Origin of the sequence: Streptomyces seoulensis (genome assembly GCF_004328625.1) — a bacterium.
Lineage (GTDB): Bacteria > Actinomycetota > Actinomycetes > Streptomycetales > Streptomycetaceae > Streptomyces > Streptomyces seoulensis.
This window is the reverse complement of record NZ_CP032229.1, coordinates 2,900,517-2,916,852: the sequence shown is the minus strand read 5'-3', so window position 1 is coordinate 2,916,852 and position 16,336 is coordinate 2,900,517. Positions and strand designations below refer to the sequence as shown.

Genomic DNA, 16,336 nt, shown 5'->3' with positions numbered 1-16,336 from the left:
CTCATGTGCCACACATGACGGTTAAAGTTTCATAGTGTTTCGGTGGTCATAGCGTGAGGGAAACGCCCGGTTACATTCCGAACCCGGAAGCTAAGCCTCACAGCGCCGATGGTACTGCAGGGGGGACCCTGTGGGAGAGTAGGACGCCGCCGAACTAATTTTAAGAGAAAACCCCCGCACCTTTGGTGCGGGGGTTTTCTGCGTTCAGAATCAGAACACCACCTCGGTCGTATTCACCGTCCCGCCCTTGCGGCCGGGGACATGCTGCCCGCCCCAGTACAGGTTGGTGTGCGCGATCACCAGCTCCGGGGACGGGGCGCCGTACGCGGTGAGGTCCTCCGTGGTGTGGGCGTCGGCGACGAGAAGCGCGTCGTAGCCGCGGACCAGGGCTCCCATGAGGGTGGAGCGGATGCAGAAGTCGGTCTGGGCGCCCGTCACGACGAGCCGGCCGACGCGGTGTTCGGCGAGGACGGACTCCAGATCGGTGTCCTCGAAGGAGTCGCGGTAGCTCTTGTGCACGACGGGCTCGCCGTCCCGGGGCGTCAACTCGGGGACGATCTCCCAGCCGGCGCTGTCACGCCACAGTTCGTCGTCGTTCTGCTGGACCCAGACCACCGGTACGTCCTCGGCGCGAGCCTTGTCGATCAGGGTGCTGATGCGGGCGATGACGCCGTCACGGTCGTGGTTGTCGGCCACCACGTCGTTCTGGACGTCGATGACGAGGAGAGCCGTGCGGTCACGGTCGGGGAGGGTTGTCATGGGAGTCACTCTACGGGCGTACTACCGTGGGGGGCATGGGAGTTGTGGGTGGTCAGGGGTATGTGGTCCGGGCTGTGCGGGCGGAGGAGTGGGCGGCTGTGAAGCGGCTGCGGCTGGACGCGCTGCGCGATCCGGTCGCTCATCTGGCGTTCCTGGAGACGTATGAGACGGCCGCCGCCCGGCCGGACTCGTTCTGGCAGGAGCGGGCCGCCCAGGGCGGCGGGGTGCGGCAGTTCATCGCCGAGGCGCCCGACGGCGAGTGGGCCGGGTCGGTGACCGTATTGCTGGAGGAGGCCGGGTCCGAGGACTGGGCCGGGTATGCGGTCGAGCGGCGGCAGGGGCATGTGGTCGGGGTGTTCGTGCGGCCCGGGCACCGGGGGAACGGGCTGATCCAGCAGCTGCTGGACGCCGGTGTCGCCTGGGCGTGGGAGCAGGACGCCGAGCGGGCGCGGCTCTTTGTGCACGCCGACAATCCGCGGGCCCAGGGGGCTTATCTGCGGGCCGGGTTCAAGCCGACCGGGCTCGTGGTCTCGTTCTCGAAGAACGAGGAGGAGCGGGAGCTGGAGTTCGCGCTAGACCGGTAGGTCCAGGTCCTCGTGGGGCCAGCGGGAGCGGGCCTGTTCGCGGGAGCGGAGCAGGGCGAGTGTCGGCAGGCCCTCGGCGGGGCCGGTGCCGAGCAGGCCGGGGAGTTGGGGGAGCGGGGCGACCGCGGCCACGTCGTCCAGGATCAGGGTGAGTGGTGGGTCGAGCCGACCGGAGGATGACCGTTCGGCCATGCGCCGGCCGTGCTCGACCACGCTCGAGACGAGGGCCGTCAGCAGGGGCATCGCGCCCGGCCGCGTCCTGGGGTCCTCGATGGGTTCACCGACCACATAAAGCGTGCCCCCTTCGTGGACGAAGGAATCCAGGGCGAGCGTGTCGGTTCGGTGTGGGGTGCACGATTCCCGGATGTTGACGGTGAGAAGAGCGGAGAGCGCCCGGCTGGTCAACTCCTGCGCGATGTCCCGGCGTTCCGGGTGCGAGGTGAGGGCCGCCTCCAGTTCGCCCGCCGAGCCGGGGGCCGCCTTGGGGTGGGTGCGCAGGGTGCGTACCGCGTCCTGGAGCTGGGTGCCCTGGGTCCAGCGGTGGACGTGGCGGATGGTGCGGCCGTCCAGCGCGGCGGCGTGCAGGAAGCTGCGCAGCAGGGTGGTGGCGGTGTCGGTGACGGCCTGGTCGATACGGGCCGTGGGCCGGACAGGGGCGAGAAGCGCCGTGGCCCGGCTCAGTGCGGTGGGGCGGTCCTCGCAGCCGGCCGTGGGTGACCAGTGCAGGCGGGCCGGGGTGTCGCAGCGGTGGGTGGGGTCGTAGAGCAGGACCGGGCCGAGCTTGGCCCGCGCGTCCTTGGTCTCCTGCCAGAGGGCCGGGTCGGAGGTGACGACCAGTGCGGGGCCGGGGGCGTCCTGGAGGGCCGTGAGCGCGGCGGTGCGGCGGGTCTCGGGGGTGCCGTAGCGCAGGGGGCCCCGGGGGGCCGGAGGCTGCTCCACGGCCGGCTGGGGCTTCTCCATGACGACCGGGGGCGGCGGCACTGCTAGGACCGGCTGCTCGATCCGGGGTTCCGGTACTGCCTTCTCGACCACGGGAGTTGGCGCGACCCTCCGTACCCGGCCCGCGCGCCAGCGGGCGACCGTGCCGAGGACGAAGACCGTCAGGACCAGCAGGATGAGCAGCTGGCCGATGAACAGGCCCCAGAAGAGGCCCCAGCCGGGGAGTTGAGCCGGTGGGGTCCCCGTCCAGGCGCCGGCGATGTCGTGCGGCTGGGCGACGAGGTGTCGTATGGCGAGCGGGGTGCGGGTGAAGGCCAGCGGGGCCGGCCAGCCGCCCCGCGAGAAGAGGGCCGCGAGGCCGGTGGCCGTCCACACCAGGATCGTCATGCCGAGGAGGAAGGCGAGCAGGCCGACCAGGAGGCCGTCCGGAATCCCGCCGCTCTCGCCCGCGCGTCCGGCGTCCCGGCCGGCGCCCCGCTCGTCCGCTCGCACGTGCTCTCCCTATGCCACCGTCGACTCGGAGTCGCCCACGTGCTGTTCCACGAAGGCGGCGGCCCGCTGCTCGGCCTCCAGTTCGGCGGCGCGCAGGGCGTCGTCGGTGAGGTCGGCGGAGGACTCGGTCATCGCGCGGTCGGTGAAGACCAGCGGGCGTTCGGTCTCGGTGACCAGGTGTTTGACCACCTGGACGTTGCCGTTGACGTCCCAGACCGCGATGCCGGGGGTGAGCGTCGGGATGATCTCCACGGCCCATCGGGGCAGGCCGAGGACCCGACCGGTCGCTCTGGCCTCGTCGGCCTTCTGGGCGTAGATAGTCCTGGTGGAGGCCATCTTGAGGATCGCGGCCGCCTCCTTCGCCGCCGCGCCGTCGACCACGTCGGAGAGGTGGTGGACGACGGCGACGAAGGACAGGCCGAGGCGCCGGCCGAACTTCAGCAGTCGCTGGAACAGCTGGGCCACGAACGGGCTGTTGATGATGTGCCAGGCTTCCTCGACCAGGAAGATGCGCTTCTTGCGGTCGGGCCTGATCCAGGTGTGCTCCAGCCACACGCCGACGATCGCCATCAGGATGGGCATGGCGATGGAGTTGCGGTCGATGTGCGAGAGGTCGAAGACGATCAGCGGGGCGTCCAGGTCGATGCCGACCGTGGTCGGGCCGTCGAACATGCCGCGCAGGTCGCCGTCGACCAGCCGGTCGATCACCAGGGCGACGTCCAGGCCCCAGGCCCGTACGTCGTCTATGGCCACGTTCATCGCCTCGGCGGACTCCGGCTCGGGGTGGCGGAGCTGCTCGACGATGTCCATGAGGACGGGCTGGCGGTCGACGATGGTCTCGTTGACGTAGGAGTGCGCGACCTTGAGGGCGAAGCCGGAGCGTTCGTCCAGGCCGTGGCCGAGCGCGACCTCGATGATCGTGCGGAGCAGCGCGAGCTGGCCCGTGGTGGTGATCGCGGGGTCGAGCGGGTTGAGCCGGATGCCGTGGTTGAGCGCGGCGGTCGGGTCGAGCCGGATGGGGGTTATCCCCAGCTCCTCCGCGATGAGGTTCCATTCGCCGACGCCGTCCTCGCCCTGGGCGTCCAGGACGACGACCTGGCGGTCCTTGAAGCGGAGCTGGCGGAGTACATACGTCTTCTCCAGCGCCGACTTGCCGTTGCCGGACTCGCCGAGGACGAGCCAGTGCGGGGCCGGGAGCTGCTGGCCGTAGAGCTGGAAGGGGTCGTAGATGTAGCCCTTCCCGGAGTAGACCTCGCGGCCGATGATGACGCCTGAGTCGCCGAGGCCGGGGGCGGCCGTCGGCAGGTAGACCGCCTGGGCCTGCCCGGTGGAGGTGCGCACCGGGAGGCGGGTGGTCTCGACCTTCCCGAAGAGGAAGGACGTGAAGGCGTCGGTGAGGACGGAGAGCGGATCTCGCATGGAGAGCCTCTACCTTCGGATGCCGGTGGCGAACGGGAGGGTGTTCACGAACGCGCGGTGGTGCTCGCGGTCGCACCACTCCAGCTTCAGGTACGACTTGCCCGCCGAGGCGCGGATCGTGCGCTTGTCGCGGTTGAGTGCCTCGGGGGAGCGGGCGGAGACGGTGATGTAGCCGACGAGGTTGACGCCGGCGGCTCCGCTGGCGAGGTCCTCGCCGCGCTGGTCGAGGCGGGAGTGGGCGGCGACGTCGCGCGGGTCGACGGTGCGGTTCATCTTGGCCGCGCGGGACGCCTCGGCCTCGTCGTTGGTCTTCTCCGTCAGCATGCGCTCGATGGCGATCTCGGTGGGTTCGAGGTCCATGGCGACGGCGACGGTGCGGATCACGTCCGGGGTGTGGACGAGGAGCGGGGCGAGGAAGTTGACGCCGACGGGGGTCATCGGCCATTCCTTCACCCAGGCGGTGGCGTGGCACCAGGGGGCGCGGGTGGTGGACTCGCGGGTCTTGGCCTGCAGGTAGGTGGGCTCCATGGCGTTCAGCTCGGCGGGCCAGGCGTTGCGCTGGGTCATGGCCTGGATGTGGTCGATGGGGTGGTCCGGGTCGTACATGGAGTGGATCAGGGAGGAGAGGCGGCCCTGTCCGAGGGGCTGCCGGACCCGGATGTCGGCTTCCTGGAGGCGGGAGCAGATGTCGGTCAGCTCGCGGGCCATGACGATGGCGAGTCCGGCGTCGCGGTCGAGCTTGCGGCCGGCCTGGGGGCGGGCGGCGCGGGCCATCGCGTGCGCCTCGGCGGCCAGGTCGCGGCTGTAGTTCATGCAGGCGACGAGGTAGGCGCGGTGCTGCTCGCTGCTGGTGGACACCATCGACTGGAGCTGGTCGTAGGACCGCTGGAGCCACTCGGGGGAGCGGCCGTCGCCGCGCAGGACGACGTCCTTGGCGTGGGCGTCGGGGTCGGCGGGCAGCGTGCGGGCGAGCATCTGGATGCGGGTGACGAAGCCGTCGCCGTTGGCCACGTGCTTGAGGAGGGTGCCGAAGCGGTCGACGAGGGCTTCCTGGTCCTCGGAGTCGCGCAGGCCGACGCCGGGCCCCTCGATCTCGATGGCGGCGGTGACGGTCTTGCGGTCGGCGTGCAGCAGTACGGCGATCTCGTCGGGGCCGAAGGGCGCGGCGAGCCAGGTGATGCGGCCGATGCCGGGGGGCGGCCCGATCTCGACCTCGCGGCCGTCGAGGCGGGTGCCGGCCTCCATGACGGGGGAGCGGTAGACGGCCTGGCGCTTGACGGTGCGCTTGTAGGAGCGGTTGATCTCGAACCACTTGTAGAAGGTGCGGCGCTTGTACGGCACGTAGACCGCGGCGACCGCGAGCATCGGCAGGCCGCTGAGGAGCGCGATGCGCAGGGGGAGGGCGGGTACGAGGAGGCCGCACATCATGCCGAGGAACGCGCCGACGACGATCAGGGCGATCTCGCCGGACTCGCGGTTGCGGCCGATGATCGCGTTGGGCCGGGCGCGGCCGATGAGATACGTACGGCGGGGCGAGACCGGATGGGACAGGTGGGCCTCGGTCGTCAACGCCCTTCACCTCCAGAGCGGTTGGTGCTGCTGTTGCGGGTGTTGCCTGCGTGCGGGGTGTTGACCGGGCTGGGTGCGCGGGGTGCGGGGGCCGCGGCGGGGGCGCTTTGGGGGGTACGGCCGCTGTGGGCGGCGACGCCGCCGGAGGCGGGGTTGGCGGGGCGGGGGGTGCTGCCGCCCTGTCCGCCGCCCGCGTTGCTGTCGGCGCGGGTGCTGTGGGTCTTGATGCCCTGGGCGACGAGGGTGGCGGGGGAGCTGATGACGGCGGCGGCCTTGCCCTCGGCGCCCTGCATGATGCGGTTGTTGCGGGAGCCGGCGATCTCGTCGCCGAAGCCGGGGACGAAGCGGTAGATCATCGCGCTGGCGAAGATGGCGAGCAGGATGATGGAGAGGCCGGAGACGACGGCGCCGAAGGCGTCGGGGCCGCTGTCGCCGGAGAGGGCGCCGGCGAGGCCGAGGACGATGACGATGACCGGTTTGACCATGATGACGGCGATCATGATGCCGGCCCAGCGGCGGACGTGGCCCCACAGGTTCTTGTCGACGAGGCCGGCGTAGACGACGGTGCCGAGGAGGGCGCCTACGTACAACAGGGCTGCGCGGATGACGAGTTCGAGCCAGAGGACGCCTGCGGCGAGGATGCTGACGAGGGAGACGACGATCAGCATGATGGGGCCGCCGCCGATGTTGTCGCCCTTGGCCAGGGCGCCGGAGAAGGTGCCGAAGAACGTGTCCGCCTGGTCGCCGGTGGCTTTCGCCAGCACGTCGGTGACGCCGTCGGCCGCGGAGACGACCGTGTAGAGGATCAGGGGGGTGAAGGCGGAGGCGAGGACCGTGAGCCAGAGGAAGCCGACGGCTTCCGAGATGGCGGTGGTCAGGGGGACGCCTCGTACCGCTCGCTTGGCCACGGCGAGGAGCCACAGGACGAGCGTGAGGATCGTCGAGGCGGCGAACACCACCGCGTACTGCTGGAGGAACTTCGGGTTCGTGAAGTCGACGTTCGCCGTCTCCTTCACCGCGTCACTCAACTTCCCGATCGTCCACGAGGCGGCGTCCGCGCAGCCTTTGGCGAGGGAGGAGAGGGGGTCGAGCGGGGAGGTGATGTCCGGGGTGGTGGCTCCGCCGGATCCACTGCGTGCGTTGCCCCGCTCGCAGTATTTCTTGGCTTGGCCCGGGATGATGCTGCAGTCGGTCCCGGAGGACGGTGAGGGGCTCCCGGACGGGGTGGCCGGAGGGGACGGCGCGGCGAAGGCACGTGTGGCCGTGAGCACGGCGGCCGTCTGCACGGCCGTCACGATGCTCGCGAGGCGGAGCGCACCTCGAGGGTTACCTGGCATACGTGAACCCTCCGTACTCTTCGGTTGCCTTGCTGATCTCGTCGGTGGTGGCGGCCTTGTCGTCACCGGGTACCGGGGCCGGGCCGTCCTTCTGGGTGTCGGCGGCGATCTTCCAGTCGCCCCCGGACCACTCCAGGTCGAACGTCCAGGTCTTCCAAGAGGAGGTGACGGGATCGGTGGAGCCGTTGCCGGCCATGCCAATGAGTCCCGTGTACCAGAGTGCGACCTTGGCCTTGTCGTCCGTGTACGCGTGCACTGTGGTGCCGATGGGCACCACGCGGGAGACGAACGTGCTGTTCTTCGGGGGATCGCCTTGAGCGTCGAGGCCCATACGCGCCAGGAGTTGAGACGAGTAGGCCTTGTCCATGGGTGCCTGGAGGGAGGCCGCCGCGGCGGGGGTGTAAAGGGCCTTCAGGAGGGCGTGGCGGTCATCCCGCTTGAACATGTTCGTCGAGCCCAGCGCCACGGCGTAGTTCGACGCGGCCGACTGCGCTCCCTGCGCGGTGTGCGCGAAGCCGGCCGGTACCCCGGTGTCTTCCGTCTTCACCGGCTTGGTGCCCGAGGGCGCGGTCGGTGCGGCCTCCGACCCGACCGCTCGCGCCTTCGCGCCGCCGTCCTTCGGTGAAGTCCCCCGGTTGGCGAAGGCGATCGCTGCGATCAGGAGGACGACCACGCCGACGACGGTGATGAGGCTGCGGGAGGAGGAGCGGGGGGATCGGCGGGGGGCGCCGCCGTAGGGGTCGCCGCCGGGGAGGTGGGTGCGGGTCTGGCCGGTGTCGGGGTAACCGTGCTCGCCTGAGGTGCTCATGCCGCGTCCGCCCTCTCCGTCTCGTGTTCGTACGACGGTAGCCGGGCTGGTCCTCGCGCGGGCGCGGTGTGGTGACTGGACATCAGGGAAACGCGACCTCGAGTCCGGGCGTCAGACGGCCATGCCGTACACGATGGTGAACAGCGTGCCGAGGGAGCCGATGATGAAGACCCCGGTGAGGCCCGCGATGATGAGTCCCTTGCCCTGCTCCGCGCTGAAGGTGTCCCGCAGGGCGGTGGCGCCGATGCGCTGTTTGGCCGCGCCCCAGATGGCGATGCCGAGGCAGAGAAGGATGGCGACGGCCATCACGACCTCGATCATGACCTTCGCTTCGTTGCCCAGGCTGCCGAAAGGCCCCCAGTCCGGAGCGATCCCGCCGATGATGGTGTTGATGTCTCCCTTGTCGGCCGCAAAGAGCATGTAAGTCACCGCCCCTGGTGGGTAGTTGTGCCGCTCCTCTGCGGTGTGCAGAGGTCAGGTCTCATTGTCGCCGACAACGTCGCCGTCGTATGTCGACTTGGCGGCATTCACAGGCGGGTCTCGTACATTTGGCGCGTACGGTCACTCTGTGTATCACGGCAGGTCACGCCGGGCAATGACGCGGGTGCGAAACCTGTGGTGTGGTTCCGTCGTTGGGCTCTTTTACGTCCCTTCCGTCCCCCGCGCGGTTTCTGACGGCCGGTCGGGTGAGACGTCGAGACGATGTTCTCACGCGGCGTCAGCGCGGTTTGAGCCCGTGCAGCAGCAGGTGGACGTGGGTGTCGAGGCCGGCCAGGGCCTCCTCGGCGTCCAGCGCGCAGCCGGCGACGAGGGCGGCGAGGCCGTGCAGTCCGGCGGCGGCGACCAGGGTGATGCGCTCGGGGTCGCCCTGGACGATCTCGCCGCGTTCCTGGGCGTCGGCGAAGGTGCGGGTGAGGGCGCCGAGGGACTGGTCGACGGCGGCGGCGAGCCGGCCGGAGCTGTCGGGTTCGTGCTTGCGCGCGAACATCAGCTCCAGCAGCTCGGGGTTGTCGATCGCGAAGCCGAGGTAGGCGCGGGCCAGGGCGGTCATGCGCTGCTCGAAGTCCGCGTCGGGGCCGGTGTCGGCGGCGGCGGCGAGGGCCTGGTTCAGACGCTCGTAGCCGGCGAGGGCGAGGGCGTCGAGGAGGGCCTGCTTGTCCTTGAAGTGGCGGCCGGGGGCGGCGTGGCTGACGCCGGTGGCGCGGGCCAGTTCGCGCAGCGAGAGGGCGGCTGCGCCCTTCTCGCGCAGGGTGCGCTCGGCGCTCTGGAGCAGGGCGGCGCGCAGGTCGCCGTGGTGGTACGGGCGGCTTGTGGGGATGCGCGGCATGGGGGTCATCGTATCCCGATGTTGTCGGCGCCAGCTTTGTTGGCGGTGTATGCATTGTTGTCGTTGACATCATTGTTGGCGTTGCCTACATTGAGGTCATGGCCGAGACGAACGAGGCGCGCGGCGCGCGCCGGTGGAATGTGGACCGTCTGCCCGATCTGAGCGGCCGTACGGCCGTGGTGACCGGTGCCAACAGCGGGATCGGCTTCATGGCCGCCGCCGCGCTGGCGCGGTCCGGGGCGCACGTGGTGTTCGCGGTGCGGGACCCGGCGCGCGGCGCGGCCGCGGCGGGGCGGGTGAGCGGCAGTACCGAGGTCCGCCGCCTGGACCTGGCGGACCTGGACTCGGTAAGGGAGTTCGCGGCCGGCTGGGACCGCCCGCTGGACCTGCTGGTCAACAACGCGGGCGTGATGATGCTGCCCGAGGGGCGGACGAAGCAGGGCTTCGAGACCCAGTTCGGCACCAACCACCTCGGGCACTTCGCCCTGACCAACCTGCTGCTGCCGCACCTCACCGACCGCGTGGTGACCGTCTCCTCCGGGCTGCACCGGGGCGGGGACGGCCGGATCAGCTTCGACGACGTCAACCTGCGCGGCCGCTACACCCCGACCCGCGCCTACGCCCAGTCCAAGCTGGCCAACCTCCTGTTCACCCTGGAGCTCCAGCGCCGCCTCACCGGGGCGGGGTCCGGGGTGCGCGCCCTCGCCGCCCACCCCGGTTACGCCGCGACCAACCTCCAGAGCCATGCCGCGAACCCGCTGGCCCGCGTCTTCATGGGCGTCGGCAACAAGGTGTTCGCCCAGGACGACAAGGGCGGCTCGCTGCCCACCCTGTTCGCGGCCACCCAGGACCTGCCCGGCGCGTCCTACGTCGGCCCGGGCGGCCTCGGCGAGATGCGCGGTGCCCCCGCGCTGGTCGGCCGGAGCGCGGCGGCGAGCGACCCGGAGGCGGCCCGGCGGCTGTGGATGCTCTCCGAGGAGCTGACCGGCGTCACCTGGGGGCTCGCGGCACCCGCGACCGAAGGTGTTGACACCGTGTGACCGCACGGCGGGCGGAGCGTGACCGGCGTCGGTAGGGTGGACGGCACTCCGGCCGACGGCGGGTGAGTTGGAGACCGGTTCACAGGAAAATCTCAGCGACGAACGGGCAGGTTTCTCACCCTGGGGGGACAGAGTGAGGACTGATGAAGCGCAGCGCACGCAACCCGGTCACCTCGCGGCCCGCCCTGCTCGGCGCGGTCGTCATGCTCGCACTCACCTCGGCCTCCGTTGCGGCCGCCGACGACGGACGCGGCCCGCTCGGGGTGACCGTCACCGCGCCCGCCGACGCGCGGACCGCCCGGGTGGGCGCGCTGTTCGGCGCGGACGGGTCGGGCCGGCCCGACCGCGGCCACTTCTGCACCGCCTCGGTGGTGCACAGCCCCGCCCATGACCTGCTGGTCACCGCCGCGCACTGCATCACCCACGTCGACGGCAAGCTGTTCTTCGCGCCGGGCTACCGCGACGGGCGTGCGCCGTACGGGATGTGGCCGGTGGGCGAGTGGGTGCTGCCCGAGGGGTGGACGGCGGACAAGGACGAGGACAGCGACGTGGCCTTCGCGCACGTCGGCGAGGTGGACGGCCGGCGGGTCGAGGACGTGGTGGGCGGGAACCGGTTCGCCACCGGGACCGTGGCCGGCGCGGGCGCCGTGACCCTCTTCGGACTGCCGGACGCGCGCGACACACCGGTGATGTGCACCGACCGGCCGGTGGCGCGCGGCCTGACCCAGCAGCGGGTGCACTGTCCCGGCTTCAGCGGCGGGACCAGCGGGAGCCCGTGGCTGAACGGGTCCGGTCAGGTGGTCGGGGTGCTCGGCGGCCATCAGCGGGGCGGGTCGACGGCGGACGTGTCCTACAGCGTGGTGCTGGGGCGCGCGGCGGCCGCGCTGTACCGGACGGCGACCGGTAGCTGACGGGGCGTCTGGCCGGTCACGGATAGGCCGAATTGTTGGCCTGCGGGCCGCGCGCGCGGGCAAATCGGCCTTGAACCGGCCGTTTATGGGGGAGGGTTGACCCGTGCGCAAAGTATGGGTGGCCGGAGGCGCCGCGATCGGGCTCGGCCTGAGCTTCGTGATGCTGCTCGTCGTCGGGGTGTACATCGTCGCGGGGAACCTCGCGGGCGGGGCCGCCGCCGGCGGTGTCGGGCTGGCCAAGGGCGCCGTCCCGGCCGCGTACCAGACGCTGGTGCAGAAGTGGGGCAACCTGTGCCCGGCCATCAACCCGGCGCTGCTGGCCGCCCAGTTGTACCAGGAGAGCGGGTTCAACCCCGGTGCGCGCAGCCCCGCGAAGGCACAGGGGATAGCGCAGTTCATCCCCGGCACCTGGGCCACCCACGGGGTGGACGGGGACGGTGACGGCGACCGGGACGTGTGGGACCCGGCGGACGCGATCCCCTCGGCGGCCTCCTACGACTGCGAACTGGCCAAGTACGTCAAGGACGTTCCCGGTGACATCTCGGCCAACATGCTGGCCTCCTACAACGCGGGCGCCTACGCGGTCATCCGGTACGGGGGCGTGCCGCCGTACCGGGAGACCCGGAACTACGTGAAGACGATCACGACGCTGGCGAAGAGCTTCGCCGCGCCGGTCGCCCGGGTGGACCCCTCCCGGCAGGCCGCCGGGGCCATCGCCTACGCGCAGAGCAAGCTCGGCACCCCGTATCTGTGGGGCGGCACCGGTACGGCCGCGCAGAGCGGGCGGTTCGACTGCTCGGGGCTGACCCAGGCGTCGTACGACCAGGTCGGGATCAAGCTGCCGCGCGTGGCGAACGACCAGTACAACGCCGGTCCGCATCCCGCGCGCAATGAACTGCTCCCCGGTGACCTGGTGTTCTTCTCGCACGATCCGAACGACTCGCGGGCCATCCACCACGTCGGCATCTACGTGGGCGGCGGCTACATGATCGACGCGCCGCGCACGGGTGCGGTGATCCGGTTCGACCCGATCGACGGCGGTGACTACTTCGGTGCCACGAGGGTCACCGAGGATGGCGCGAAAGCGCTCCCGACGCATGTGTAGCGGAGCGTCAACCCACCCCCTGAGCTGCGCGGACGGGTATCTCTTCGATAACGTCTGAGTGATCATTCGGTGGAGGGTGGAACGCAGACCCAGGGGCTGTGCGTTCCTGTTCACGTAGCCGAGCAGACGTCAGTGCGCCAGTGCAACGGAAGCGGATCTACGACCCACGGGGGGTTGGCGCGACGCACACTGGGTGCGTCCGGTAAGACGACGAAGGGGCCGCAGCACCATGGCTGTACTCGCCGAATCCGGATCGAACCCCGACGTCGAGCTGCTCTACGACATCAACGGCCTGGCGAAGGCCGCCCCGCACTGGTTCGACCGGGTCATGGAGTTCACCGGCGAGTACGGACTCCCGGTGGCCATGATCCTTCTGGTCCTCGGCTGCTGGCTGACGGTACGGCGCCGGGGCGGCCCGGACGCGGTGTCCTCGGTGGCCGCGCTGGTCTGGGCCCCGCTGGCGGCCGCCGTGGCGGTACTGGTGAACGTGCCGATCCGGGGCTTCGTGGAGCGGCCCCGCCCCTTCCTGGACCACCAGGGGCTCGACGTCCTGATCGCGGGCAAGAGCGACTACTCCTTCGTCAGCGACCACGCGACCATCACCATGGCGATCGGGGTCGGCCTCTTCGTCGCCAACCGCCGCTTCGGCATCGCCGGTATCGCCCTCGCCCTGCTGGAGGGCTTCTGCCGGGTCTTCATGGGCGTGCACTACCCGACCGACGTGATCGGCGGCTTCGCCCTCGGTACGGCGGTCGCGCTGCTGCTCTCCCCGCCCGCGACCGCGCTGCTCACCCCGCTGGTGCGGGCCATCGCCCGCTCCCCGCGCGCGGGACGGCTGGTGAGCGCCCGTCCGGCGGGCGGTGAGCGCGGGGACGCGCTGTTCGCGGGCGGCCGCGAGCCGGCCGGGTCGGGGGAGAAGGACCTGGCCGCGTAGGCGTTCCCGCAGGACTTGGCGAGAAGGCCGCGGCTCGGTTGCCGCGGCCTTCTCCTGTGTCACAGACCCCGTTCACAGCCCCTGCGCGTACCCGAAGAACCGGTCCGGGTCGTACCGCTTCTTCACCTCGGCGAGCCGGGTGCCCGCGCTGCCGTAGTAGGCGCGGCGCCAGTCGGTCAGGGCGGCGTCGGTGTAGTTCTGGTAGGCGGCGCCCGAGGCGTGGGGACGCATCGCGGTGTGGGTGGCGTCCAGCCAGGAGCGGGCGGCCGAGCCGGAGGCGCCCGCGTCCCAGGAGGCGAGGTACTGGGCCAGCATCCGGGAGCGGCGGTGCACGAAGGCGGTGGCGGTGGGCGAGACCCGGTTGACGGCGCCGCCCAGCGCGGTGAGCGCCACACTGCCCGCGCCGCCGGACATCGCGCCGACCCGCTTCAGCAGGGTCTCGACGCCGGCGGAGGACAGCGAGCGGTCGAAGAAGTCGGAGCGGGCCGCGTAGGTCTCGCGGTGCAGGGCGCCGCGCGGGGAGCGGCCGGGGGCGGTGCCCGGCAGATGGCACTGGGCGTCGGTGGCGAAGGCGGAGCAGCCGGCGTATATCTCCATCGCCTCCTCGTAGCCGTGGTCGCGCAGGGAGACGGCGGAGGCGTCGGCGCCCGCGCGGTGGGCGAGGCGGTCGACGGCGTTCTCCAGGCCGCTGCGGGAGCCCATGGAGAAGCAGGAGACGGAGACGGTCGGGGTGCGGCCCCCGGCGCGTTCCAGGTGCAGCGCGGACCAGATCTCGTCCGGCTGGGCGGGCCCCCACTCCTGCCACGCCTTCAGCACCGCCGCCGCCTTCGCCCAGGGCCAGCGCAGGGAGGCGGTCACGGCCCGCGGGGCGCGGTGGGTGGTGAAGCGCAGCTCGGTGACGACGCCGAAGTTGCCGTTGCCCGCCCCGCGCAGCGCCCAGAACAGGTCCGCGTTCTCATGGGAGTTGGCGATACGGGTACGGCCGTCCGCCGTGACCAGGGTGGCCTGGGTGAGGCTGTCGCAGGTGAGGCCGTAGGCGCGGGAGGCGACACCGTGGCCGCCGCCGAGCACCAGCCCGGATATCCCGACCGTCGGACAGGAGCCGGCCGGTATGGTCGCGCCCTTGGCGCCCAGCGTCCGGTACACGTCGATGAGCTTGGCCCCCGCGCCCACCACGGCGTGCCCGCCCGAGGCGCTCACCCGGTTCAGCGCGGACACGTCGACGATCAGGCGGCCGTCGCCGGAGGAGTAACCGGCGTAGGAGTGACCGCCGTTGCGGATCGCCACCTTGATCCGGTGGGCTCGGGCGTACGCCAGCAGGGTGCGGATGTCGGCCGCGTGGGCCGCGTAGGCGACGGCGGCCGGGCGCAGGGAGTCGAAGCGGGTGTTGTAGAGGCGGCGTGCCGGGGTCCAGGAGGCGTCGCCGGGGCGGACCAGGGTGCCGTCGAGGCCGCGGGCGAGGGCGGTCCAGTCGGCGGCGGCCTTCACGGAGGCTGTTGTCATGGTGGTGGACACCCGCGTTCCGGAGGCGCCGGGCCGGGCCGAGGCGTCACCGCCCGGCGCGCAGGCGGTCAGTGCGGTCAGGGCGGTGGCGCCGCCCGTGAGAAACGTCCGCCGGTCCATGTCGCTCGCCGTCCCCTCGCCCTTCGCGGTGATCCTTCGGGGAGCCAGACGGTGTCCGGGGGGCCCGGGTTCCGGACAGGGGCGAGAACACGTCAGGGGCGGGCGTCCGCCGGGACCTCCGCGTGTCCTGGCCGTGAGCGTTCCGTCACCTCACCAGGCCGACGGCAGGGGTTCACCCCTCGTTCACTTCGGGCCATCGGCGGCTTCACCTGTTCTGCCTAATTTCGGCCGTAGCCGGTACGGAGTGCGGACAGGATGCACTCGCGTACCACCCAACGTCGCACGCCGCCCCTAGCGGCGGCTCCTGGAAGGAACTTCCGAACGTGAAGCTTCAGCGCAAGAACCGGCTGCGCGCCCTCTCGCTCGGTGCGGTCGCCGTCTCCGGTGCCCTGGCCCTGACGGCGTGCGGTTCCGACGACACGGGCACCAAGACGGGCAGCGGCTCGTCGTCGGCGGCCGCCGCTGGTTCGATCAAGTGCGACGGCGCCAAGGGCCAGCTGCTGGCCGACGGCTCCTCGGCGCAGAAGAACGCGATCGACGCGTGGGTGAAGAACTTCTCCCAGGCGTGCGGTGTGCAGATCAACTACAAGGGCGCCGGCTCGGGTGCCGGTGTCACCTCGTTCAACCAGGGCCAGATCGCCTTCGCCGGCTCCGACTCCGCGCTGAAGCCGGAAGAGGTCGTCGCCTCCAAGAAGGTCTGCAAGGGCGGCCAGGGCATCGACCTGCCGATGGTCGGCGGCCCGATCGCGCTCGGCTACAACGTGCCCGGCGTGGACAACCTCGTGCTGGACGCCCCGACGCTCGCCAAGATCTTCGACAGCAAGATCCAGAAGTGGAACGACGCGGCGATCAAGAAGCTGAACCCCTCGGCGAAGCTGCCCGACCTGAAGATCCAGGCGTTCCACCGCTCCGAGGACTCCGGCACCACGGACAACTTCACCAAGTACCTGATCGCCACCACCCCGGACAACTGGAAGTACGAGGGCGGCAAGGCGTGGCAGGCCAAGGGCGGCCAGGCGGCCTCCGGGTCGTCCGGTGTGGCCCAGGGCGTCAAGCAGAACCCGGGTGCGATCGGCTACTTCGAGCTGTCCTACGCCAAGGACATGACCACCGTGGCCATCGCCACCGGTGCCAAGACCCCGGTGAAGCCCTCCACCGACTCCGCCACCGCCGACATCGCGGCCGCCAAGGTCGTCGGCACCGGCCAGGACCTCGCGCTGAAGCTGGACTACAACACCAAGGCCGAGGGCGCCTACCCGCTCACCCTGGTCACGTACGAGATCGTCTGCGACAAGGGCAACAAGCCCGAGACGCTGCCCGCCACCAAGGCGTTCCTGACCTACCTCGCCGGCGAGGACGGCCAGAAGGTGCTGTCGCAGAACGACTACGCGCCCATCCCCGAAGAGATCATCGCCAAGGTCCGCACCACCGTCGCCTCCTTGAGCTGACCTGACCCCGAGTGTGCGACCGGCCCCGCTCCCCCGGGGCC

15 protein-coding genes and 1 rRNA gene are annotated in these 16,336 nt (G+C 71.1%); 7 read left to right on the top strand and 9 right to left on the bottom strand.

Annotated elements, in window-relative coordinates:
• The first annotated feature begins 38 nt into the window (after nt 1-38).
• Nucleotides 39-155: ribosomal RNA gene (rrf, locus tag D0Z67_RS13600) — 5S ribosomal RNA — on the top strand.
• Between the two features lie 55 nt (nt 156-210).
• On the opposite strand, the gene D0Z67_RS13595 is transcribed toward rrf, so the two are convergent.
• Nucleotides 211-759, bottom strand: coding sequence for a cysteine hydrolase family protein (locus D0Z67_RS13595; RefSeq protein ID WP_031183923.1), 549 nt, complete (start codon nt 757-759; stop codon nt 211-213).
• Nucleotides 760-794: 35 nt separating this feature from the next.
• Between D0Z67_RS13595 and D0Z67_RS13590 the strand changes: the two genes are divergently transcribed.
• On the top strand, nt 795-1,343 hold the full coding sequence (locus D0Z67_RS13590) for a GNAT family N-acetyltransferase (RefSeq protein ID WP_031183924.1): 549 nt from the start codon (nt 795-797) through the stop codon (nt 1,341-1,343).
• Here D0Z67_RS13590 and D0Z67_RS13585 read toward each other — a convergent pair.
• The 7 genes from D0Z67_RS13585 to D0Z67_RS13555 all read right to left on the bottom strand — a co-directional run bounded on the left by D0Z67_RS13585 (nt 1,332) and on the right by D0Z67_RS13555 (nt 9,234).
• Complete coding sequence (locus D0Z67_RS13585) at nt 1,332-2,774, bottom strand: type VI secretion protein (RefSeq protein WP_031183925.1); 1,443 nt, start codon at nt 2,772-2,774, stop codon at nt 1,332-1,334. The genes D0Z67_RS13590 and D0Z67_RS13585 overlap by 12 nt on opposite strands.
• Before the next feature lie 9 nt (nt 2,775-2,783).
• The gene (locus D0Z67_RS13580) at nt 2,784-4,193 is read right to left on the bottom strand and encodes an ATP-binding protein (protein ID WP_031183926.1); all 1,410 of its coding nucleotides are present in this window, start codon (nt 4,191-4,193) and stop codon (nt 2,784-2,786) included.
• A 9-nt stretch (nt 4,194-4,202) separates the two neighbouring features.
• Complete coding sequence (locus tag D0Z67_RS13575; RefSeq protein ID WP_031183927.1) at nt 4,203-5,762, bottom strand: SCO6880 family protein; 1,560 nt, start codon at nt 5,760-5,762, stop codon at nt 4,203-4,205.
• On the bottom strand, nt 5,759-7,099 hold the full coding sequence (locus tag D0Z67_RS13570; protein WP_031183928.1) for a hypothetical protein: 1,341 nt from the start codon (nt 7,097-7,099) through the stop codon (nt 5,759-5,761). The genes D0Z67_RS13575 and D0Z67_RS13570 overlap by 4 nt, the downstream gene beginning before the upstream one ends.
• Nucleotides 7,089-7,907: a DUF8175 domain-containg protein gene (locus D0Z67_RS13565; protein ID WP_031183929.1), complete on the bottom strand. Its 819-nt coding sequence runs from the start codon at nt 7,905-7,907 to the stop codon at nt 7,089-7,091. Before D0Z67_RS13565 ends, D0Z67_RS13570 begins: the two co-directional genes overlap by 11 nt.
• 111 nt (nt 7,908-8,018) lie before the next feature.
• Nucleotides 8,019-8,327, bottom strand: coding sequence for a hypothetical protein (locus D0Z67_RS13560; protein WP_003991275.1), 309 nt, complete (start codon nt 8,325-8,327; stop codon nt 8,019-8,021).
• A gap of 298 nt (nt 8,328-8,625) precedes the next feature.
• Complete coding sequence (locus D0Z67_RS13555) at nt 8,626-9,234, bottom strand: TetR/AcrR family transcriptional regulator (RefSeq protein ID WP_031183930.1); 609 nt, start codon at nt 9,232-9,234, stop codon at nt 8,626-8,628.
• A gap of 98 nt (nt 9,235-9,332) precedes the next feature.
• Between D0Z67_RS13555 and D0Z67_RS13550 the strand changes: the two genes are divergently transcribed.
• The 4 genes from D0Z67_RS13550 (at nt 9,333) to D0Z67_RS13535 (ending at nt 13,224) form a co-directional block, all read left to right on the top strand.
• Nucleotides 9,333-10,274 carry an oxidoreductase gene (locus D0Z67_RS13550; RefSeq protein ID WP_031183931.1) on the top strand — a complete coding sequence of 314 codons (942 nt, stop codon included), beginning with the start codon at nt 9,333-9,335 and terminating at the stop codon, nt 10,272-10,274.
• A 143-nt stretch (nt 10,275-10,417) separates the two neighbouring features.
• Nucleotides 10,418-11,185 (top strand): trypsin-like serine peptidase, encoded by a 768-nt coding sequence (locus D0Z67_RS13545; RefSeq protein WP_031183932.1) that lies wholly within the window; start codon nt 10,418-10,420, stop codon nt 11,183-11,185.
• A 160-nt stretch (nt 11,186-11,345) separates the two neighbouring features.
• Entirely contained in the window at nt 11,346-12,290 is a 945-nt protein-coding gene (locus D0Z67_RS13540; RefSeq protein WP_199812250.1) for a C40 family peptidase, read from the top strand.
• Between the two features lie 229 nt (nt 12,291-12,519).
• Complete coding sequence (locus D0Z67_RS13535) at nt 12,520-13,224, top strand: phosphatase PAP2 family protein (protein WP_031183934.1); 705 nt, start codon at nt 12,520-12,522, stop codon at nt 13,222-13,224.
• Between the two features lie 72 nt (nt 13,225-13,296).
• Here D0Z67_RS13535 and D0Z67_RS13530 read toward each other — a convergent pair whose 3' ends face one another.
• Nucleotides 13,297-14,847 carry an FAD-binding oxidoreductase gene (locus tag D0Z67_RS13530; protein WP_031183935.1) on the bottom strand — a complete coding sequence of 517 codons (1,551 nt, stop codon included), beginning with the start codon at nt 14,845-14,847 and terminating at the stop codon, nt 13,297-13,299.
• Between the two features lie 323 nt (nt 14,848-15,170).
• Between D0Z67_RS13530 and pstS the strand changes: the two genes are divergently transcribed.
• Nucleotides 15,171-16,295, top strand: a complete 1,125-nt coding sequence (gene pstS, locus D0Z67_RS13525) for a phosphate ABC transporter substrate-binding protein PstS (protein ID WP_031183936.1) — start codon at nt 15,171-15,173, stop codon at nt 16,293-16,295.
• The last annotated feature ends 41 nt before the right edge of the window (nt 16,296-16,336 follow it).